This window comes from Streptomyces albus subsp. albus (assembly GCF_000719865.1).
GTDB lineage: Bacteria > Actinomycetota > Actinomycetes > Streptomycetales > Streptomycetaceae > Streptomyces > Streptomyces albus_E.
The window spans coordinates 452,623-469,631 of the sequence record NZ_JOID01000001.1; the positions used below are offsets into that span (position 1 = coordinate 452,623).

Genomic DNA, 17,009 nt, shown 5'->3' on the forward strand with positions numbered 1-17,009 from the left:
TGCGGGAGAACCCCCCTTTCGAACCGGACACACCACCGGGCCCCCGCGGGGCGGGCGGCCCACCGGACGAGAGGGAAAGTCGAATGAGCTCATTTCTGCGCCCGGCCCGGTCGGATGAAGACCCATTAGGTCCGCCGTCACCGGCCGGCGACAACCCGGACCACCACGACCGGACAACGGACCGGTACCGCCCGGTCTCCTGTCATCTCGCGATCACCCCGCCGGTGAGCGTCGTCATTCCGGCGATGAACGAAGCCGGTAACCTTCCGTACGTTTTCAAGACCCTGCCGGGCTGGATTCACGAAGTGGTTCTGGTCGACGGCAATTCCACCGATGACACCGTACGGGTGGCCCGTGAACTCCGGCCCGACGTCAAAGTGGTCGCCCAGCGGGGCAAGGGCAAGGGCGACGCCCTCATCACCGGTTTCGCCGCCTGCACCGGCGAGATCATCGTGATGGTCGACGCCGACGGCTCGGCGGACGGCACCGAGATCGTCGCCTACGTCTCCGCGCTGGTGGCCGGCGCCGACTTCGCCAAGGGCTCGCGGTTCGCCAACGGCGGCGGCACGGACGACATGACGGGCATCCGCAAGCTCGGCAACCGGGTGCTGACCGCGCTCGTCAACGCCAAGTTCGGGGCCCGCTACACCGATCTGTGCTACGGCTACAACGCCTTCTGGAAGCACTGCCTGGACGAGATCAACCTCGACTGCGCGGGCTTCGAGGTGGAGACCCTGATGAACATCAGAGTCGTCAAGGCCGGGCTGAGAGTCCAGGAGATCCCGAGCCACGAGTACCACCGCATCCACGGCGACAGCAATCTGCGCGCCGTCCGGGACGGGCTGCGGGTGCTCAAGGTGATCCTCGGCGAGCGCGCCTCCCGGCGGTCCCGCCGCCATCCCGCCGTGGTCGCGATGCGGGCCGGCCGGAGGGAGGCCCGTTGAGGACCGACAAGCCCCGGGACGGCGGCGGCCCCCGGGACACCGGGGAGCTCCGGGTCTCCGTCGTGATCTGCGTCTACACCGAGGACCGCTGGGCGGACATCCTGGCGGCCGTCGACTCCGTGCGCGGCCAGTCCCGGCCGGCGCTCGAGACGCTGCTGGTGGTCGACCACAATCCGGAACTGCTGCGGCGGCTCACCGAACGCTACGCGGACACCGGGGAGGTGCGGGTGCTCGCCAACGCGGGCCCCCGCGGCCTCTCCGCCGGCCGCAACACCGGGATCGCCGCCGCCGGCGGCGACATCCTGGCCTTCCTCGACGACGACGCGGTCGCCGAACCGGACTGGCTGCGCCGGCTGACCGACCCGTACGCCGATCCGGCCGTGCTCGCGGTCGGCGGCCGGACACTGCCCGTCTGGGCGTCCGGCCGCCGGCCCGCCTGGTTCCCCGAGGAGTTCGACTGGGTGGTGGGCTGCTACTACCGCGGGCTGCCGCCCGGCCGGGCCCGGGTGCGCAACGTCCTCGGCGGCAACGCCTCCTTCCGCCGTGAGGCGTTCGAACTGGCGGGGGGCTTCACCACCGGGATCGGGCGGGACGGCGACGCCCGGCCGCTGGGCTGCGAGGAGACGGAGCTCTGCATCCGCCTCTCGGCGGCCCGGCCGGACGCCGTACTGCTCCTGGAGGACCGCGCGGTGATCCACCACAAGGTGCCGGCCGCCCGGGAGGAGTTCGGCTACTTCCGCGGCCGCGCCTACGCCGAGGGCCTCTCGAAGGCCCAGGTGACCCGGAGCGTGGGGGCCCGCGCCGGGCTGGAGACGGAGCGCCGGTACGCCACCCGGGTCCTGCCCGCGGGCCTCGCGCGGGGGCTGCGGGACGCCCTGCTGGGCCGGCCCGGCGGAGCGGGCCGGGCGGGCGCCATCGCCGCCGGCCTGGCCGCCGCCGCCTGCGGCTACGCGGTGGGCACCGTCCGGCGCCGCGTACTGCCCCGGCAGCCGGCGGGCGGAGCGGCGGGGGCCGCGGCGGCCGGACCGGTTCCCGCCGGAACCGGCGGCCCCGGCCCCGGCTCGCTGAACGGCTCGGGGCACGGCTCGGGGCACGGAACGGGGTGCGGACGGGACGAGCCGGCCGGCGGCGCCGGGGCGGCGAACGGCACCCCTCTCGAACGGGCAGCGGCCGCGGGAGGACTCCTGCGTCCGCGGCCCGGCGGGAGCGCGGCCGGGAACCGGGGCGGGGGCGGCGGGGCGGCCGGCCGTCCCCCGGGCGGACTCCGCAGCGGGCCGCGGCGGAGCGGTCCGGGCCGGCCTCCCCGTCCGTCCGGGCCGCCGGGACCGCCCGGACCGGTGCCGATCCTGATGTACCACGCGGTCGGTGAGACGCCCGCCCCCGCCGCGTACGGGCTGTCGGTCGCGCCCGGGGCACTGCGGACGCAGCTGGACCTGCTGGCGGACCGCGGGTTCACCCCCGTCACCACCCGGGAGCTGGCGGACGCCTGGCGGTCCGGCGGGCCGCTGCCGCCCCGGCCCGTGCTCCTCACCTTCGACGACGGCTACGAGGGCGTGCACCGCTACGCCCTCCCCGCGCTGCGGGAGCACGGCTTCACCGCGACCGTCTTCGCCACCACCGGCTGGCTGCGCGGCGCGCACGAGACACCGGGCGCCCTCGATCTCATGCTCGACTGGGACCAGTTGCGCGATCTGTCCCGGGCCGGGCTGGAGATCGGCGGGCACAGCCACACCCATCCGCAGCTGGACGCCCTCACCGCGCCCCGGCTCCGCTCCGAACTGGCGCACTGCCGGGACCTCCTCGCCGGGGAGCTGGGGCGGTGCCCGGTGTCGTTCGCCTATCCGTACGGCTACTCCAGCAGACAGGTGCGGCACGCCGTGCGAGCGGCGGGCTTCCGGCAGTCGCTCGCGGTGGGCAACGCGCCGGCGGAGCGGCGGCAGGGCCCGTACGCGCTGCGGCGGGTCACCGTCCGCCGGAGCACCGGGATCGAGGAGTTCGAACGACTCGTCGAGGGGCGGGCCCTGGGCCGCGTCTTCGCCCGGGACAGGGCCCTCACGAAGGGGTACGCCCTGGTCCGCCGCTCACGGCAAGCTGTCCGGAAGGTGACCCGCGCCGGTGACTGACACGACCACCACCGTCCCCGCGGGGGAGCGCACCGGACGGAGACCGGACGCCCCCCGCGAAGCCCGGCCGGGCCGGCTGCGGCGGCTGCTCCCGCGGCCGGCCGGTGGCAGCCCGCTGTTCCGCAACGCGTACGCGCTGATGGTGAACACCGGGATCTCCGCCGTCCTGGGGCTCGGCTTCTGGCTGGCCGCCGCCCGGTACTACACCGAGGAGGCGGTCGGCCAGGGCTCGGCGGCCATCGCCGCGATGAAACTGCTGGCCGGGCTGACCGCGCTGACGCTCACCGGGGCGATGGCGCGCTTCATCCCGGTGGCGGGGCGGGCGACGGGAAGGCTGGTGCTGCGCACCTACGCGGCGAGTTCCGTGGTGGTGGCCCTCGCGGCGCTGGTCTTCCTGCTGACCCTGGACGTGTGGGGGCCCTCGTACCGCTTTCTGCACGGCACGCTGAACGGGCTGGGGTTCGTGGCCGCCGTCGTGCTGTGGTCCCTGCTCACCCTCCAGGACGGGGTGCTGACCGGGCTGCGGAGCGCCTTCTGGGTGCCCGTCGGCAATTCCGCGTTCTCGGCGGTGAAGCTCGTCCTGCTGGTGCTGATCGCCGCCTCGCTGCCGACCGCCGGGGTGTTCGTCTCCTGGGTGGCCGCGATCGCGGTGTCCGTGGTGCCGCTGGCACTGCTGGTCTTCCGGCGGCTCGTACCGCGCCACGAGGCGGCGGCGGAACCGGCGGCGCGGCCGCCGGGCCTGCGCGAGGTCGGCCGGTTCCTCGCCGGTGACTACACCGGCTCGCTGTTCGCGCTGGCCGTGGTCTATCTCGTGCCGGTGATCGTCGCCGCGCAGGTCGGCTCGGCGGACAACGCGTACTTCTACATCGCCACCACCATCGGCGGCACGGTCAACCTGCTCGCCCTGAACATGGGGGCCTCGCTGACCGTCGAAGGAGCGCACGACCCCGGGCGGCTGGCGGAGAACTGCCGGGCCGCCCTGCTCCGGATGGCCCGGCTCATGCTCCCGGTGGGGGTGCTCCTGTTCGCCGGCGCGCCCCTGATCCTGAGCTTCTTCGGCGAGGGCTACGCGCGCGAGGCCACGCCGCTGCTGCGCCTGTTCGCGGTGGGCGCGGTACTGCGCGTCGTCATCGAGGTGTACTTCGCGGTGCTGCGCGCCCAGTCGCGCACCAGCGGACTGGCCGCCCTCCAGGGCACGTTGTGCGTCCTGGTGCTCGGGCTGACCCTGCTGCTGCTGCCGCGCATGGGGTTGACGGGCGCGGGGATCGCCGAGGTGGTGAGCCTGGCGCTGGTGGCGTCCGTCGCCGGGTGGAAACTGTCCCGGCTGCTGCGGAGGGCGGGCCGGGCGCGGCCCGAGGCGGGTGCCGGGGCGACCGGGGCGGGGTCCGGCGCGGCCCTGTCGGGGTCCGGCGCGGCCGGGGCGGATGCCGGCGCGGCCCTCTCGTCCGGCGCGGCCCTGTCGGGGTCCGGCGCGGCCCTGCCGGGGTCCGGGTCGGCTGAAGCAGGTGCCGCCGCGGCCGCGGTGGGTGTCCGGGCGGCACGGCCCGTTGAAGCCCGGGCGTCGTCGGCCTCGGGAGGCGGCACGGCGGAGGGCGCGGCGGCCGGTGGCGGAGCGGCGGGGCCGAGCGACGCGACGAGCGCGGCCCGGGGTGATGCCGGCGCGGGCCCGGACCGGGGAGCCCCGGGTTCCGGCTTCGGCGCGGGCCCGGGCTCCGGGTCCGGCTCGGGCTCAAGGCCCGGGGCCGGGGCCGGGGCCGACTCGGGCTCGAAGTCCGGGTCCGGCTCGGGCTCGGGCTCAGCGCCGGGCTCGGGCTCCGGATCCGGCTCTGCCTCAGGGTCCGGGCCTGGGTTCAGCTCGGGCTCAAGGTCCGGGTCCGGCGGCTCCGGGTCCGGCTTCTGGTCCGGCTCCGGGTCCGGCTCGGGCTCGGGCTCGGGCTCGGGCTCGGGCTCCGGGTCCGGGTCCGGCGGCGAGGCATTTCCCGGCGCGGTCCGGTGGCCGGAGGGCGGGCCCGCGCGGCACGGCACCGCCGCCGTACCGGACGGCGGACGGGAGCGCGCCGCCGTCCGGCCCGGCGCGGGAACCGGCGCCGGCGCGCCCGGGGCCGCGGGGCGTCCGTACGGCCGTCCGCACCACACGCCCACCTGGGCGAGGCGCCTGGCGCTGGACGAGGACACTCCGCGACTGGGCCTCCGCGCGGACCTGGACCATCCCGAACGCCATCCCGCGCTCGACCCGTACCAGCCGCCGTCCGGCGGACCCAGGGCGCGGCCGGACACGGAAGCCGCGGCGGACCCGGCGCCCACCGGAGCACCCTCCCGGGCGCTCCCCCGGGACCCGCACCCGCCACTCGCGCTCCCGGGCGACGGTGAGGCCGAAGCCCGTACCGGCGCCGCCTCCGGCACGGACAGCGCCGCCGGTACGGGAAGCACCACCGGCACGGGCAGCACCCCCGGCACGGGAAGCACCCCCGGCACGGGCAGCACCACCGGCACGGACCGCGCCGGTACGTACGGCACCCCCGGCACGGACGGCGCCCTCGGCACGGGCAATGCCCCCAGCACGGACCGCGTCGCCGCGGCCGTCGGGGCGGTGGCCGGGGGCGGGACCGCGGCGGTCCGGCGCCGGGGCGCGCCGGCCCTGCTCGCCCGGGCCGGGCACGCGGTCGGCTGGCTGCTGCTCGCGGCCGGACTCGCCCTGTACTGGCTGCCGTTGCGCGGCCTGGACGACACCGGCCTCGACCGGATGGGCGGCCTCGGCCTCGTCTCCGTGCTGCCGGCCGCCACCCTGGCCGGTGCGGCCCTGCTGGTGGCCGCCTTCGCCGCCGCGCTGTGGCCGGCCGCGCCCCGCCGTCCCCTGCTGACGGCCGTCCTGCTGCTGACCGTGGTGTCGCTGCACGCGCTGCCGGCCGTGCTGGAGGCCGAACCGCGCTTCGCCACCGCGTGGCAGCACCTCGGGTTCATCGACTACATCGACCGCACCGGCACCGCCGTCCCGGATCTGGACGCGCGGTGGTCCTGGCCCGGCTTCTTCGCGGCCGTGGCCTTCGCGGCCCGCGCCTGCGGAGTCATGGACCTCACCGAACTGCTGCGCTGGTGGCCGACCGTCATCCAACTGCTGTATCTCGCACCTCTGTTCCTGCTGCTCCGCGCCGTGCGGGCCTCCTGGCGGGCGAAGTGGACGGCGGTGTGGCTGTTCGCGCTGTGCGGCTGGGTCGGCCAGGACTACTTCTCCCCGCAGGGCTTCACCTATCTGCTCTATCTGGCGTTCGCGGCCGTCCTGCTGGTCTGGTTCCGGGAGCGGCGGGTGCTGCCCGGAAAGGTCCGGCCCGGCGAGACGGAGCCGCCGGCCGCCGGGCGCACCGAACGGGCCGTGCTGCTGCTGGTGCTGATCGGCCTGTTCGCGGCGACGGTGCCCACGCACCAGCTGACGCCGTTCGTGATGCTGGGCGTGCTGACGGCCCTGGTGCTCGTGGGACGGTCGTGGCTGCGCGGGCTGCCGCTGCTGTTCGCCGCCATGGTGACCGTATGGATCGGCTTCTTCGCGGAGCCGTACTGGTCCGGCCACTTCGACGAGCTCTTCGGGGGCGTCGGCGGCGTCGGCGGCAATGTGTCGTCCTCCGTCTCCGGCCGGATCGAGGGTGGCAGCGAGACGCACAAGCTCGTCCTCTACACGCGCGTGGCGCTCGCCGGCTCCGTGCTGGGGCTGGCCTGTCTCGGCTGGTGGCGCCGGCGCAGGGCGGGCTACGGCGAACGGTCGCTGCTCGTGCTGGCGTTCGTCCCGTTCCTCGGCTTCGGCATGCAGTCGTACGGCGGGGAGATGGCGCTGCGGGTCTTTCTGTTCGCGCTGCCGGGTGCCTGTGCGCTCGCCGCGCTGGCAGTCTTCCCCCGCGTGGGCAGCGGCCGGCGGGCGCCGGCCGTGCTCGCGGCGGGGCTGGCCGGACTGGTGTTCATGGGCGGCTTCCTCGTCGCCCGCTGGGGCAACGAACCGTTCGAACGGGTGCGCACCGGCGAGGTCGCCGCCATGGAGTACGTCTACGCGCACGACGAGCCGACCGTGCGGGTGCTGTGGATGAGCAACGACACGGTCGACAACGTCACCCCGGCGATGCCGTGGGGCGCCCGGGACATGGAGCGGGTCGGCTACCTGCCGACCCTCGCGCCCCGCGACGCCTCCCGGACCGGCCCGGTGATCGAGGCGCTGGAGGACGCGGGCCCGAACTCGTATCTCATGGTGGGCCGCGGCCAGTCCGTCTACCTCCACATGGACGCGGGCTACGCGCCGGACTGGGAGCGGTCGCTGCTGCGCGCGCTCGACGCCCGGCCGGAGCTGCGCCGGGTGTTCTCCCACGACCACGCCGTGCTCTACCAGCTCCGCGAACAGCCACCCGGAGCGGTCCCGGAACCGGAGCCCGGGCGGCCGGGGCCGCAGGTGACCTGGACGCCCTGGTCGGTGTACGGGGCACTCTCGGCCGGTGTGCTGATGCTGCTGCTGGCGGCGCGCGAACTGCTGCGGGTGACGGCGCCGCCGGGGGTGCGGACGCGGGCCTGGCTGCAGGGGACGCTGTGGTTCGCGCTGCCGCTGACGGCGGTGACGCTGGCTTCGCTGGTGCAGCGGTTCTGGACGATGTCCTGACCCCGCTCCGCCCGCTGTGCCGCCCGTGCCGGGGCCGGGGCCCGGCACGGGCGGCTCAGCGTTTCAGCGTTTCAGCGCTTCAGCCAGCGGACGCCGTACGGGCCGAGGTCGAACGAACGGCCGTCGACCTCCACGGCGATCGCGCGGTTCCGGACGTTCACCACGAGCACCGCCTCGTCATCGGCGAGCACCCGCACATTCGGCCGGTCGCCGGCCGCGACGTCCACCTTCGTGAAGCGGCTGCCGGGCGGGAACGCGCGCGAGTAACGGCTCAGCAGATCCATCATCGGCAGTGCCGAGCCGCCGTCACCGGCCGCGGTGCCCCGCCACAGACAGCCCGCGCAACTCGTCGTCCGCTTCTGCGGGTTCCAGTAGAAGCCGGTGGTCGCGCCGCCCTTGCTCATCGCGATGAGGGCGGCGGCGTGCACGGCGCGCCGGTGCGGTTCGCTCCAGCCGTCGCGGTCGTCGTTCTCGTCGCCCGGCTCGACGTACCACTCGGCCCACCACAGCGGCAGCCCGGTCTCCTCGCGCACCCAGCGGCTGACGGCGGTGAACTTGTCGGTGGCGCGGAACTCGTCGGGCAGGAGGGCGTCCTCACGGGTGTAGCTCGCGCCGTCGACCACGACGAAGTCCGCGCCCGTCTTGTTCTCGTTCCAGTACCGGACGGCGTCGAGGGCCCGCTGGTCGAGGCTGCCCCACGGGCCCTTGACGTCCGAGGCGTTGGTGGTCTCGCCCGGTGGCTCGCTGTCCATGACGACATACGGCCCGCCGACGAGGTTGTCCTTGTTCACCTTCTTCAGCTCGGCGTGGACGAGGTTGTAGAGGCGGGTGTAGGCCTCGGCGTCCCAGCGCCGCCTGTCGTCGTCGTAGAAGCCCTTGAGCTCGTTCCAGACGATGAAGTGCCGGACGTCCGGGTAGCGCTTGGCGACGACGCCCGCCAGTCGTGCGAAGTCGTCGTAGTAGGCGGGGTCGGGCGCCTTCTCCAGCCACTCCGGGGACCAGTCGGTCCGGCCGCGCTCGCCGCCCTTCATCCAGTCCGGCGCGCAGCACAGGGTGATGACGGGGGTGCCGCCGGTCCGCCGGATCAGGTCGATCCGGCTGTCCAGCGCGGAGAAGTCGTAACGGCCGGGAGCGGGTTCCGGGTTGTCCGCGCCCCAGCCCATGATGTGCTGGTTCTGCGGTATGGCCCGGGCGGAGAGCATCCGGTCCGCTCGCTTCCGCGCGGCCGCGCCGCCGTCGTCGGCGCTGTAGCGGGTGTGGGTGAAGCCCCAGCCGAGCTCCGGTGAGGGCTTGCCGCTCGGCATGCGCGGAGTGCCGTGCGGCTCCGGGCCGCCGTTCCGGCCGTCCGTGGTGCCGCCGGAGGGGAAGCCGCACATCACCAGCAGCAGGCTGAGGGCCGTGATGCCGAGGGCCACGAGAGCCGCCGCCCCCGGGCGCCGCCGCCGTGCTCCGGTTGTCCCCGCCGCCGTGTCCGCCACCGCCGCCGGCCCGTCCGTTCTGTCCTGACGTCTCATCACCCGTCAGCGTAGCGGGGGATACATCCGGTACGGGCGGTTCCACGACAACCGGGGGAAGAGGGGGGAGGGGGCGGCGGACCGGAGCCGGGGCCGCGCCGGCGGCCGGCCGTGACGGTTCCGGCGGTGCGCCCGCGTGTCGAGCCCCGCAGCCGCGCAACCCCGCCGCACCGGCGGCCGCGCTCCGAGCCTGCGGCCTGTCCGCGGCCGGGCGGCCGACCGCGCGTCGAGCCCCCGCCGTTCCTCCCGGCGGCCGTGCCCCACGCCCCCGTGTCCGCGGTGCGGGCGGCCGTGGTCAGCCCGTGCTGTAGGCGGCGCGCAGGGCCTCCTCGGCGGCCGCCAGGGCCGCCGCGCGGTCGAGACCGAGCCGGCGGGCGCGCTGCGCGTACGCCTGCGCCGCGGCGGCGGCCTCGCGTGCGGCGCCCTCCCCCGCGGCGGCCACGAAGGTGCCGTTGCGGCCGCGGGTCTCGATCACCCCGTCCGTCTCCAGCGCGCGGTACGCCTTGGCCACCGTGTTGGCAGCGAGCCCCAGTTGGCCGGCGAGGGCCCGTACGGTCGGCAGCCGGTAGCCGGCCGGGAGCCGCCCCGACCGGGCCTGGTCCGCCACCTGGGAGCGCAACTGCTCGTACGGGGCGTCGGCCGAACCGGGGTCGACGGTGACCTTCAGACTCACAGGTGCTTCTCCTCACGGTGGCCGGTCGGGGCTCCATTGTCGTCCACGGGCACCGGCCGTGCGCGCCGCTCTGCCGGAGCCCACGGGGCGGGACGGGGCGACAGGGTACAGCGCGCGGACGGCCGGAAGAGGCGCGGCGGGACGGCGGCCGGACGGGCCCGGTCAGCCGGCCCCGCGGTCCGTGGCCGGGAGGAACACGGCGCGGCCGGGGCCCGCCGGGTCGTGCGCGACCGGGTCTCCCGGCATCTGCCAGTGGAGGACGAAGCGGTCGCCCGCCCGGTACGCCTCCAGACCGGCCCGGCAGTAGGCGACCATGTCGTCGGGCAGCCGGTCCAGCGGGCACCAGCGGAACTCCGAGCACTTCTCCGGCTCCCGGTTGACGGGCTCACCGCCCGCCCCGTACGCGGCCTCGAAGAACCAGCCCATGCGCGGACTGCCCCCGGGGCCGCGGTGCTGGATGACCAGCGCGGCGCGCAGGTCCTCCGGCGCGAGGTCGAGCCCGGTCTCCTCCCGGGCCTCGCGGATCATCGCCTCCCGTACGTCCTCGCCGTCCTCCGCGTGCCCGGAGGGCACACCGAGGAGACCGTCGCCGTAGCCGGTGCCGGACCGGCGGGCGAGCAGCACCTCGTCCCCCCGGCGGAGGACGAGGTGGACGTCGACCACCTCGGTGTGGCGGCGGGCCGGTGTGAGACGCGCCACCAGGGCGTACCGCTCGTCGTCGACCGGCCGGCCCCACAACGCCGGGTCGCCCGACAGCTGTTCGAGCCGGGTCCGGTCCGCGAGCGGGGCGACGGCCGCCTGCAGTTCGGACGCCGGCAGCCCGGCGGGGCTCACCGTGCCCCACACCCCCTCGATCAGGACCAGCCGGCCGCCGGGACGGAGCAGCCCGGCCCAGTGCCGCAGCACGGCGGCGGGGTCGGGCATCAGCCAGAGCACGTGGCGGGCCAGGACGACGTCGTAGCGGCGGGCGCCCACCGGCGGGGCCGCGGCGTCACCGGTCAGCACCTCGGCGCCGGTGCCGGCGAGCTTGGCGCGGGCCAGCTCGGCCATGCGGGGGGAGCTGTCGACGCCGGTCACCCGGTGTCCCTGCCGGGCGGCGAGCAGCGCGAGGCTGCCGGTGCCGCAGCCGAGGTCGAGGACGTCGGACGGTTCGCCGGGCAGCCAGTCCGCCAGCCGCGCGGACCACGCGGCCCGTACGGCCGGGTCGCGCAGCCCGTGGTCGGGCTCCTCGTCGAACTCCGGGGCGGCGGCGTCCCAATAGCCGGCATCCGCGGCGACGGATCCGGCCGCGCTCCACGGGGACGGGCGGACGGCGGGCGGCGGGGGCGCCGGGGTGGACGGCGCGATGCTGTCATCGGTCACGCGGGAATCCTGGCAGCCGCCACTGACATGGATGCCGGTCCCGGGTTCCGGTGGTCGTGGCTCCGCAACCGGCCGGCGCCCCGACGGGCTGTCCCGCGCTGTTCCGTGCGCCACGGGCGTTGACGGAGAGGATCACCGGCGTGGTCGGGTGCCGTACCGGCTCCTCGGCGGGGCCCCGTCTCCCTGCCCGCGGCCGGGCGCCGCACCCCCACGGGAAATCGGTGTTTCACCTGGTCGGAGGCGGTGCCGTGTCCTGGTGGGGATTCCGGCTGCCGAAGCCGGTTCCCGGGGCCGGGCCGGGCGGCCGCGACCCGGCAGGAGCCCGGCCGGTCCCCCCTCCGGTGTCCGTCCGCGCCCGCCCGGCCGGCGACCGTCCTCGGCCCGGAAGTCCGCCACGGCGACGGCGCCGCCGGGACGGGGAAGCCGTCCCACGGCGGTGCCCGGAGCGACCGGACGGACGGCGGCCGCGTCAGCGCGGCGGGAGGGAACGGGCGCCCAGGGTCCGGTGGCGGAGGCGGCGGGCGGCCAGACGGGCCTCGGGGCGTTCGGCGCGGAGCAGGGCGAGTTCCCGGCCGAGCACCTCGCCGAGGTGGGCGAGGAAGCGGCCGGGATCGTCGGCGGCGTCCCGTCCGGAGCCGGTGTCCGGGCCGGATCCGGTACCGGTGTCCGGGGCGGACCCCGACCCGGTGTCCGGGCCGGAGCCCGTATCCGGGCCGGCCGCGTCCGGGCCGGGTTCGGCGACCACACGGTCCACGATGCCGTGCGCCAGCAGGTCGGCGGAGCGCACGCCCTGCTGGGCGGCCACCTCGTCGGCCCGCTCCGTCGTCCGGTGCAGAATCGCCGAGGCGCCCTCAGGGGGCAGCGGTGACAGCCAGGCGTGCTCCGCGGCCAGCACCCGGTCGGCCGGCAGCAGCGCCAGCGCCCCGCCGCCCGCGCCCTGGCCGAGCAGCAGGCACAGCGTCGGCGCGGGCAGGGTGACGAGGTCGGCCAGACTGCGGGCGATCTCGGCGGCCAGGCCGCCCTCCTCGGCCTCCCGGGAGAGCGCGGCACCGGCCGTGTCGACGACGGTCAGCAGCGGCAGCCCGAGTTCGGCGGCGATCCGCATGCCGCGCCGGGCCTCGCGCAGCCCGCCGGGGCCCAGCGGGGGTGCCGCGCCGTCGTGCCGGTCGTGGCCGAGGACGACGCACGGGGTGCCGCCGATGCGGGCGAGCGCGAGCAGCAGCCCGGGGTCGTGTTCGCCGGCGCCGGTCCCGCTGAGGGGGGTGACCTGCCGGCCGGCCGCCCGGAGCAGGGCCCGCACCCCGGGCCGTCCGGGGCGCCGTGAGCGCCGGATCGACGCGGCGGTGGCGGAGACGGCGGCTGCGGAGACGCCGGTGGCAGGGGTGCCGGGCCCCGCCGCGGCCCCGCCGCCGAGCTTGCCCCCGGCCCCGCCGCCGGCCCCCTGCCCGCCCGGCCCGGCGGCGCTGTCCGGTGCGGCGGCGGTCTCGGCTCCGCGCTCGTCCTCCGCCACGTCCGAGCGCCCCGTCGCGACCCCGCCGGCCGGGCCCTCGGCCCCGCCGCCGGTCCCCTGTCCGTCCGTCGCGCCGGCGGTCTCCGGCGCGGTGGCTCCCTCGGGTGTGTCGACGGTCTCCGGCGGCGTACCGGCGGTCTCCGCTCCGGGCTCGTACGCCTCCGCCGGGCTCTCCGCCCCGGCGGAGGCAGGCGCACCCTCCGCGGCCGGCGGTGTCCGCCGCGGCTCCGGGTCCGCCGCGGAGGCCCCCTCCGGAACGCCGGGAGCCGGCCCCGTCCCCTCGTGCGGTCCGCGCGCGGGCGGTGGCGCATCCGGAGTCTCCGTGCCGGCGGCCGGCCGCCGTTCCGCCGGGGCCGCCCCGGCGCTCCCGGTGGCCGGGGCCGGCGGGGCGGTGCCGGAGGCATCGTCACAGAGGACGTCCAGGGCGTTCGCGACGACCGCGGGCAGTTCCCGGGCGGGCAGCACCGCGTCGACCAGTCCGTGGGCGAGCAGGTTCTCCGCCGTCTGCACGCCCGGCGGGAACTCCTCTCCGTACAGGGCCTGGTGGACGCGCGGCCCGAGGAAGCCGATCAGCGCGCCCGGTTCGGCGGCGGTCAGATGTCCGAGCGAGCCCCAGGAGGCGAGGACCCCGCCGGTCGTCGGATGGCGCAGGTACACCAGGTACGGCAGACCGGCAGCCTTGTGCCCGGCGATGGCAGCCGTCACCTTGACCATCTGGACGAACGCGATCGTCCCTTCCTGCATCCGGGTGCCCCCGGAGGCGGGTGCGGCGAGCAGCGGCAGCCGTTCCGCCGTCGCCCGTTCCACCGCGCGGACCAGCCGCTCTCCCGCCGCCACACCGATCGATCCGGCCAGGAAGCGGAACTCGCAGGCGACCACGGCCACCCGCCGGCCCCGGATCCGGCCCTCGCCGGTGATGACGGATTCGTCCAGGCCGGTGCGCTCGCGCGCCCGTTCGAGGTCGGCGCGGTAGCCGGGGTCCCGGGTGGTGACGGGGACGGGCTCGTCCCAGGTCCGCCAACTGCCGCCGTCCAGGACGGCTTCGATCAGCTGGAGCACGGGCTCGCGTTCGCTCGGTCCGGTCATGTGGACACCCTGCCACGGCGCGGTGTCCACCGGTTCACCAGGCCGGACGCCCGCCGGCCCTCCCGTTCGCCGCCCGTTCGCCGCCCGTTCCCCCCTCGTCACCGCCCGGGGCGCCGGCACGGGCCCCGGCCGGGCCCCCGCGCGCCCCGGCCCAGGAGGGCGGCGCCGGGACGGCGTGGAGGTGGCGCGGCAGACCGCCGGGTCCGGCCGTCCCGGCCGCGGGAGGGGGTGCGGCGGCCCCTGCCGGCGTTCCGGCCGGGTGCGCCCGGACGGGGCCGGGGCGGTGGCCCGGAGTCGTCAGGGGTGCGGCCGCCGCTGGTGGCGCGGGCACCCGCCCCGTCAAGAGGCCGCCGGCGGCCGGCCCGGCGGGCGGCGTTTAGGGAGCATTGCTCCGGGAACCGGGCGGTATGGCCATTTCACAGCGCAAGAGCAGCAGCAGCGCCGACGTCACCGCCCGCCGGGTGTTCCCGGACAGCGCCGGGCCCGGCCGCTTCCTGTCCGCCGTCGACCGGCTGGAACGGACGGAAGAACTCGATCCCACCATCGACTGGCTGCGTGAGCGGATCCGCCGCCTGCCGCTCGGTCCCCTCCGGGACGCACTGCACGGCCGGTGGCTGGGACACCCGCTCCATCCGGTGCTGGTACAGGTGCCGATCGGCGCTTGGCTGTCCGCCGCCGTGCTCGATCTGCTGCCCGGTGAGCGGCGCGAGGCCGACGTGCTGGTACTCGTCGGGCTGTCCGGTGCCGGTCCCGCCGCGGTGGCCGGCTGGGTTGACTGGGCCGAACTGCAGAAACCGCAGATGCGGGTGGGGTTGCCGCACTCCGTCTCCAACGCGGTGGGCGTGCTGCTCTACGCCGGCTCGTTCGCCGCGCGCCGAGCGGGCCTGCGCGGCCTGGGTCGTGCGCTCGGCTTCGCCGGCTTCACGGTCGTCGGCATCGGCGGGGCGCTGGGCGGCCACATGGCGTACCGGCAGGCCTCCGGCGCCAACCACGCCGAGGACGTGCCGCACCGGATGCCGGCCGGCTGGCATCCGGTGGGCGACATGGCGCAGTTCCCGGTGGAGCAGCCGGTACGGCGCCGGGTGGGTGAGGTGGACGTGGTCGTCGTACGGGGGCCGGGCGGCGCCGTGCACGTCCTGGCCGACCGGTGCACCCACATGGGCGGTCCGCTGTCCGAGGGCGAGGTCGCGGACGGCTGCATCACCTGCCCGTGGCACGGCAGTGCCTTCCGGCTGACCGACGGCTGGAACGTGCGCGGCCCGGCGACCGCGCCCGAGCACTCCTTCGAGACGCGGGTGCTCAACGGCCGGGTCGAGATCCGGCTGCGCGACTGAGGCTTCGCGACCGAGGCCGGGCCGCACGACCGGGGCCCGGCGCCGTCCGGGCCTCCTCCGGCCACGGGTCCGGGGGCGGAGGAGGAACGCGGCCGTACCACCGTGAGGGTGGTACGGCCGCGTTCTCGCGCCGGAGGCAGGGGCGCCCGGGCTCCCCGGGCCTCGGGCCTCCCCGGTCTCCGGCCTCCCGGCCTCCCGGGAGGCGGCCTCCCGCACGGGCGTGGCCCCGAATGGACTTTCCCCGCAACGGCGTTCCGCGGCAGTCGCCCGGCTCCCGTGTCCTGTGCGGCCGGGTTCCGTGGAGGGCTGCGCCCCGACCTCCTCGGTTCCGTGGCCTTCCGGTCGCGCGCCGCACACACACGGGCCCCGCGCGCACGCCGGATCGCCGCCCGTTCCGCCGGACCACGCCGGCAGGGGAGCACCTCCGCCGGCGGGCGGTCCCCGCCCACGGACGAAGGCCGATTCCTCTGCGGGCGGGGCCACTTCCCCATCGCTGAGCCGACGCGTCCGAGCGGCTGCCGGCGCCGTCCGGCGCTCCGCCGACCAGCCGCTCCTTAACGACCGCTCAGCCGTTCCTTAACGGCGGCATAAGGATCGCCCCCGCCCCGTACCGGCAGCGGATTGCGGCGTTCTGCGGGGCTAGCGTGCTGAGCGCCGGGGCGGATTCCGGCCGCCGGTGCCGCACTTCGGGGGCCGCACCGGAGCGCGCGTGCCCGCCCGGCCCCCGTGCCGCACCTGAGTTCCACCGTGTAAGGAGACCCCCACGATGACCGTACGTCGCAAGGCCGCCGGAACCGTTCTCATCGGTGTCGCACCGCTGGCGCTGACCGCGCTCGCCGCCGCGCCCGCGGCCGCGCACGGCTCGATGACCGACCCGGTCAGCCGGGTGTCCGCCTGCTTCGCCGAGAATCCGGAGAGCCCGGACTCGGCGGCCTGCAAGGCGGCCGTCGCGGCCAGCGGCACCCAGGCGTTCTACGACTGGAACGAGGTCAACATCCCGGACGCCGCCGGGAAGCACAAGGAGATCATCCCGGACGGCAAGCTGTGCAGCGCCGGACGGGACAAGTACAAGGGTCTCGACCTGCCGCGGGCGGACTGGCCGGCCACCGCCCTGTCCGCCGGGAAGCACACCTTCCACTACAAGGCCACCGCCCCGCACAAGGGTTCGTTCGAGCTGTACATCACCAAGGCCGGTTACGACCCGGCGAAGCCGCTGGCTTGGTCGGACCTGGAGGCCGAGCCGTTCGCGAAGGTCACCGATCCGCGACTGGTGAACGGGGAGTACGTGTTCGACGGCACGGTGCCGGCGCGCTCGGGCCGTCATCTGGTCTACAGCGTCTGGCAGCGCTCGGACAGCCCCGAGGCGTTCTACACCTGTTCGGACGTCACCTTCGGCGGCGGCGCCGCGAGCGGTGCCGGTACGGGCACGGACGGCGCTCCGGAGGCGGCCGCCCCGGACGAGGCCCAGATCGAGGCCGCGGCCGGCAAGTCGACCGTCAGCCACGGCGGTCACGGCGGTGACGAACACCCGGCCGGGGACGCGGACGAGCCCGTCACGCGGGCCGCGCCGGCGGACGGAGCGGACGCGGACGGTGGCGCGGCGGACGGGGCCGGTAGCGGCAACTCTCCGTCGGCGGACGGCGCGAGCGGCCCCACCGGCGGCGCCGGGCAGGCGGGCGCAGACACGGAGGAGCTCGCGCAGACCGGCGGCTCCGGCTCCACCACCCCGCTCGCCGTGGGCGGTTCGGCCGTCGTGGCGCTCGGCGCCGCCGTGCTCCTCGCCTCCGCCCGCCGCCGGGCGGTCCGCCGGCGCGGCTGAGCCCGACGTCC

At 76.4% G+C, this 17,009-nt stretch carries 9 protein-coding genes and 1 pseudogene; 6 read left to right on the forward strand and 4 right to left on the reverse strand.

The annotated features are described in order from the left end of the window. The first annotated feature begins 83 nt into the window (after positions 1 to 83). The 4 genes and pseudogenes from IF83_RS0102040 to IF83_RS30990 all read left to right on the forward strand — a co-directional run bounded on the left by IF83_RS0102040 (position 84) and on the right by IF83_RS30990 (position 7,700). Positions 84 to 944: a glycosyltransferase family 2 protein gene (locus IF83_RS0102040; RefSeq protein WP_030542251.1), complete on the forward strand. Its 861-nt coding sequence runs from the start codon at positions 84 to 86 to the stop codon at positions 942 to 944. Next, positions 941 to 2,005 (forward strand): annotated as a pseudogene (locus IF83_RS0102045) (glycosyltransferase family 2 protein); the annotation flags it as partial. The gene IF83_RS0102040 and the pseudogene IF83_RS0102045, both read left to right, overlap by 4 nt. Positions 2,006 to 2,293: 288 nt before the next feature. Further along, a complete protein-coding gene (locus IF83_RS31525; RefSeq protein WP_030542312.1) occupies positions 2,294 to 3,067 on the forward strand; it encodes a polysaccharide deacetylase family protein in 774 nt (257 codons plus the stop codon). Continuing rightward, positions 3,060 to 7,700, forward strand: coding sequence for a lipopolysaccharide biosynthesis protein (locus IF83_RS30990; protein ID WP_030542252.1), 4,641 nt, complete (start codon positions 3,060 to 3,062; stop codon positions 7,698 to 7,700). Before IF83_RS31525 ends, IF83_RS30990 begins: the two co-directional genes overlap by 8 nt. A 71-nt stretch (positions 7,701 to 7,771) precedes the next feature. On the opposite strand, the gene IF83_RS0102060 is transcribed toward IF83_RS30990, so the two are convergent. From IF83_RS0102060 to IF83_RS0102075, 4 genes are all read right to left on the reverse strand, one after another. Continuing rightward, positions 7,772 to 9,214 carry a glycoside hydrolase family protein gene (locus IF83_RS0102060; RefSeq protein ID WP_107046682.1) on the reverse strand — a complete coding sequence of 481 codons (1,443 nt, stop codon included), beginning with the start codon at positions 9,212 to 9,214 and terminating at the stop codon, positions 7,772 to 7,774. Between the two features lie 295 nt (positions 9,215 to 9,509). After that, on the reverse strand, positions 9,510 to 9,887 hold the full coding sequence (locus IF83_RS0102065; RefSeq protein ID WP_030542254.1) for a GntR family transcriptional regulator: 378 nt from the start codon (positions 9,885 to 9,887) through the stop codon (positions 9,510 to 9,512). A gap of 162 nt (positions 9,888 to 10,049) precedes the next feature. Then, on the reverse strand, positions 10,050 to 11,249 hold the full coding sequence (locus tag IF83_RS0102070) for a methyltransferase domain-containing protein (protein ID WP_037678160.1): 1,200 nt from the start codon (positions 11,247 to 11,249) through the stop codon (positions 10,050 to 10,052). 469 nt (positions 11,250 to 11,718) lie between these two features. Next, the gene (locus IF83_RS0102075; RefSeq protein ID WP_030542256.1) at positions 11,719 to 13,845 is read right to left on the reverse strand and encodes a carboxyl transferase domain-containing protein; all 2,127 of its coding nucleotides are present in this window, start codon (positions 13,843 to 13,845) and stop codon (positions 11,719 to 11,721) included. Positions 13,846 to 14,252: 407 nt separating this feature from the next. Between IF83_RS0102075 and IF83_RS0102080 the strand changes: the two genes are divergently transcribed. Then, positions 14,253 to 15,179: a Rieske (2Fe-2S) protein gene (locus IF83_RS0102080; protein WP_078843063.1), complete on the forward strand. Its 927-nt coding sequence runs from the start codon at positions 14,253 to 14,255 to the stop codon at positions 15,177 to 15,179. A gap of 766 nt (positions 15,180 to 15,945) precedes the next feature. Then, the gene (locus tag IF83_RS0102085; RefSeq protein WP_030542258.1) at positions 15,946 to 16,998 is read left to right on the forward strand and encodes a lytic polysaccharide monooxygenase auxiliary activity family 9 protein; all 1,053 of its coding nucleotides are present in this window, start codon (positions 15,946 to 15,948) and stop codon (positions 16,996 to 16,998) included. The last annotated feature ends 11 nt before the right edge of the window (positions 16,999 to 17,009 follow it).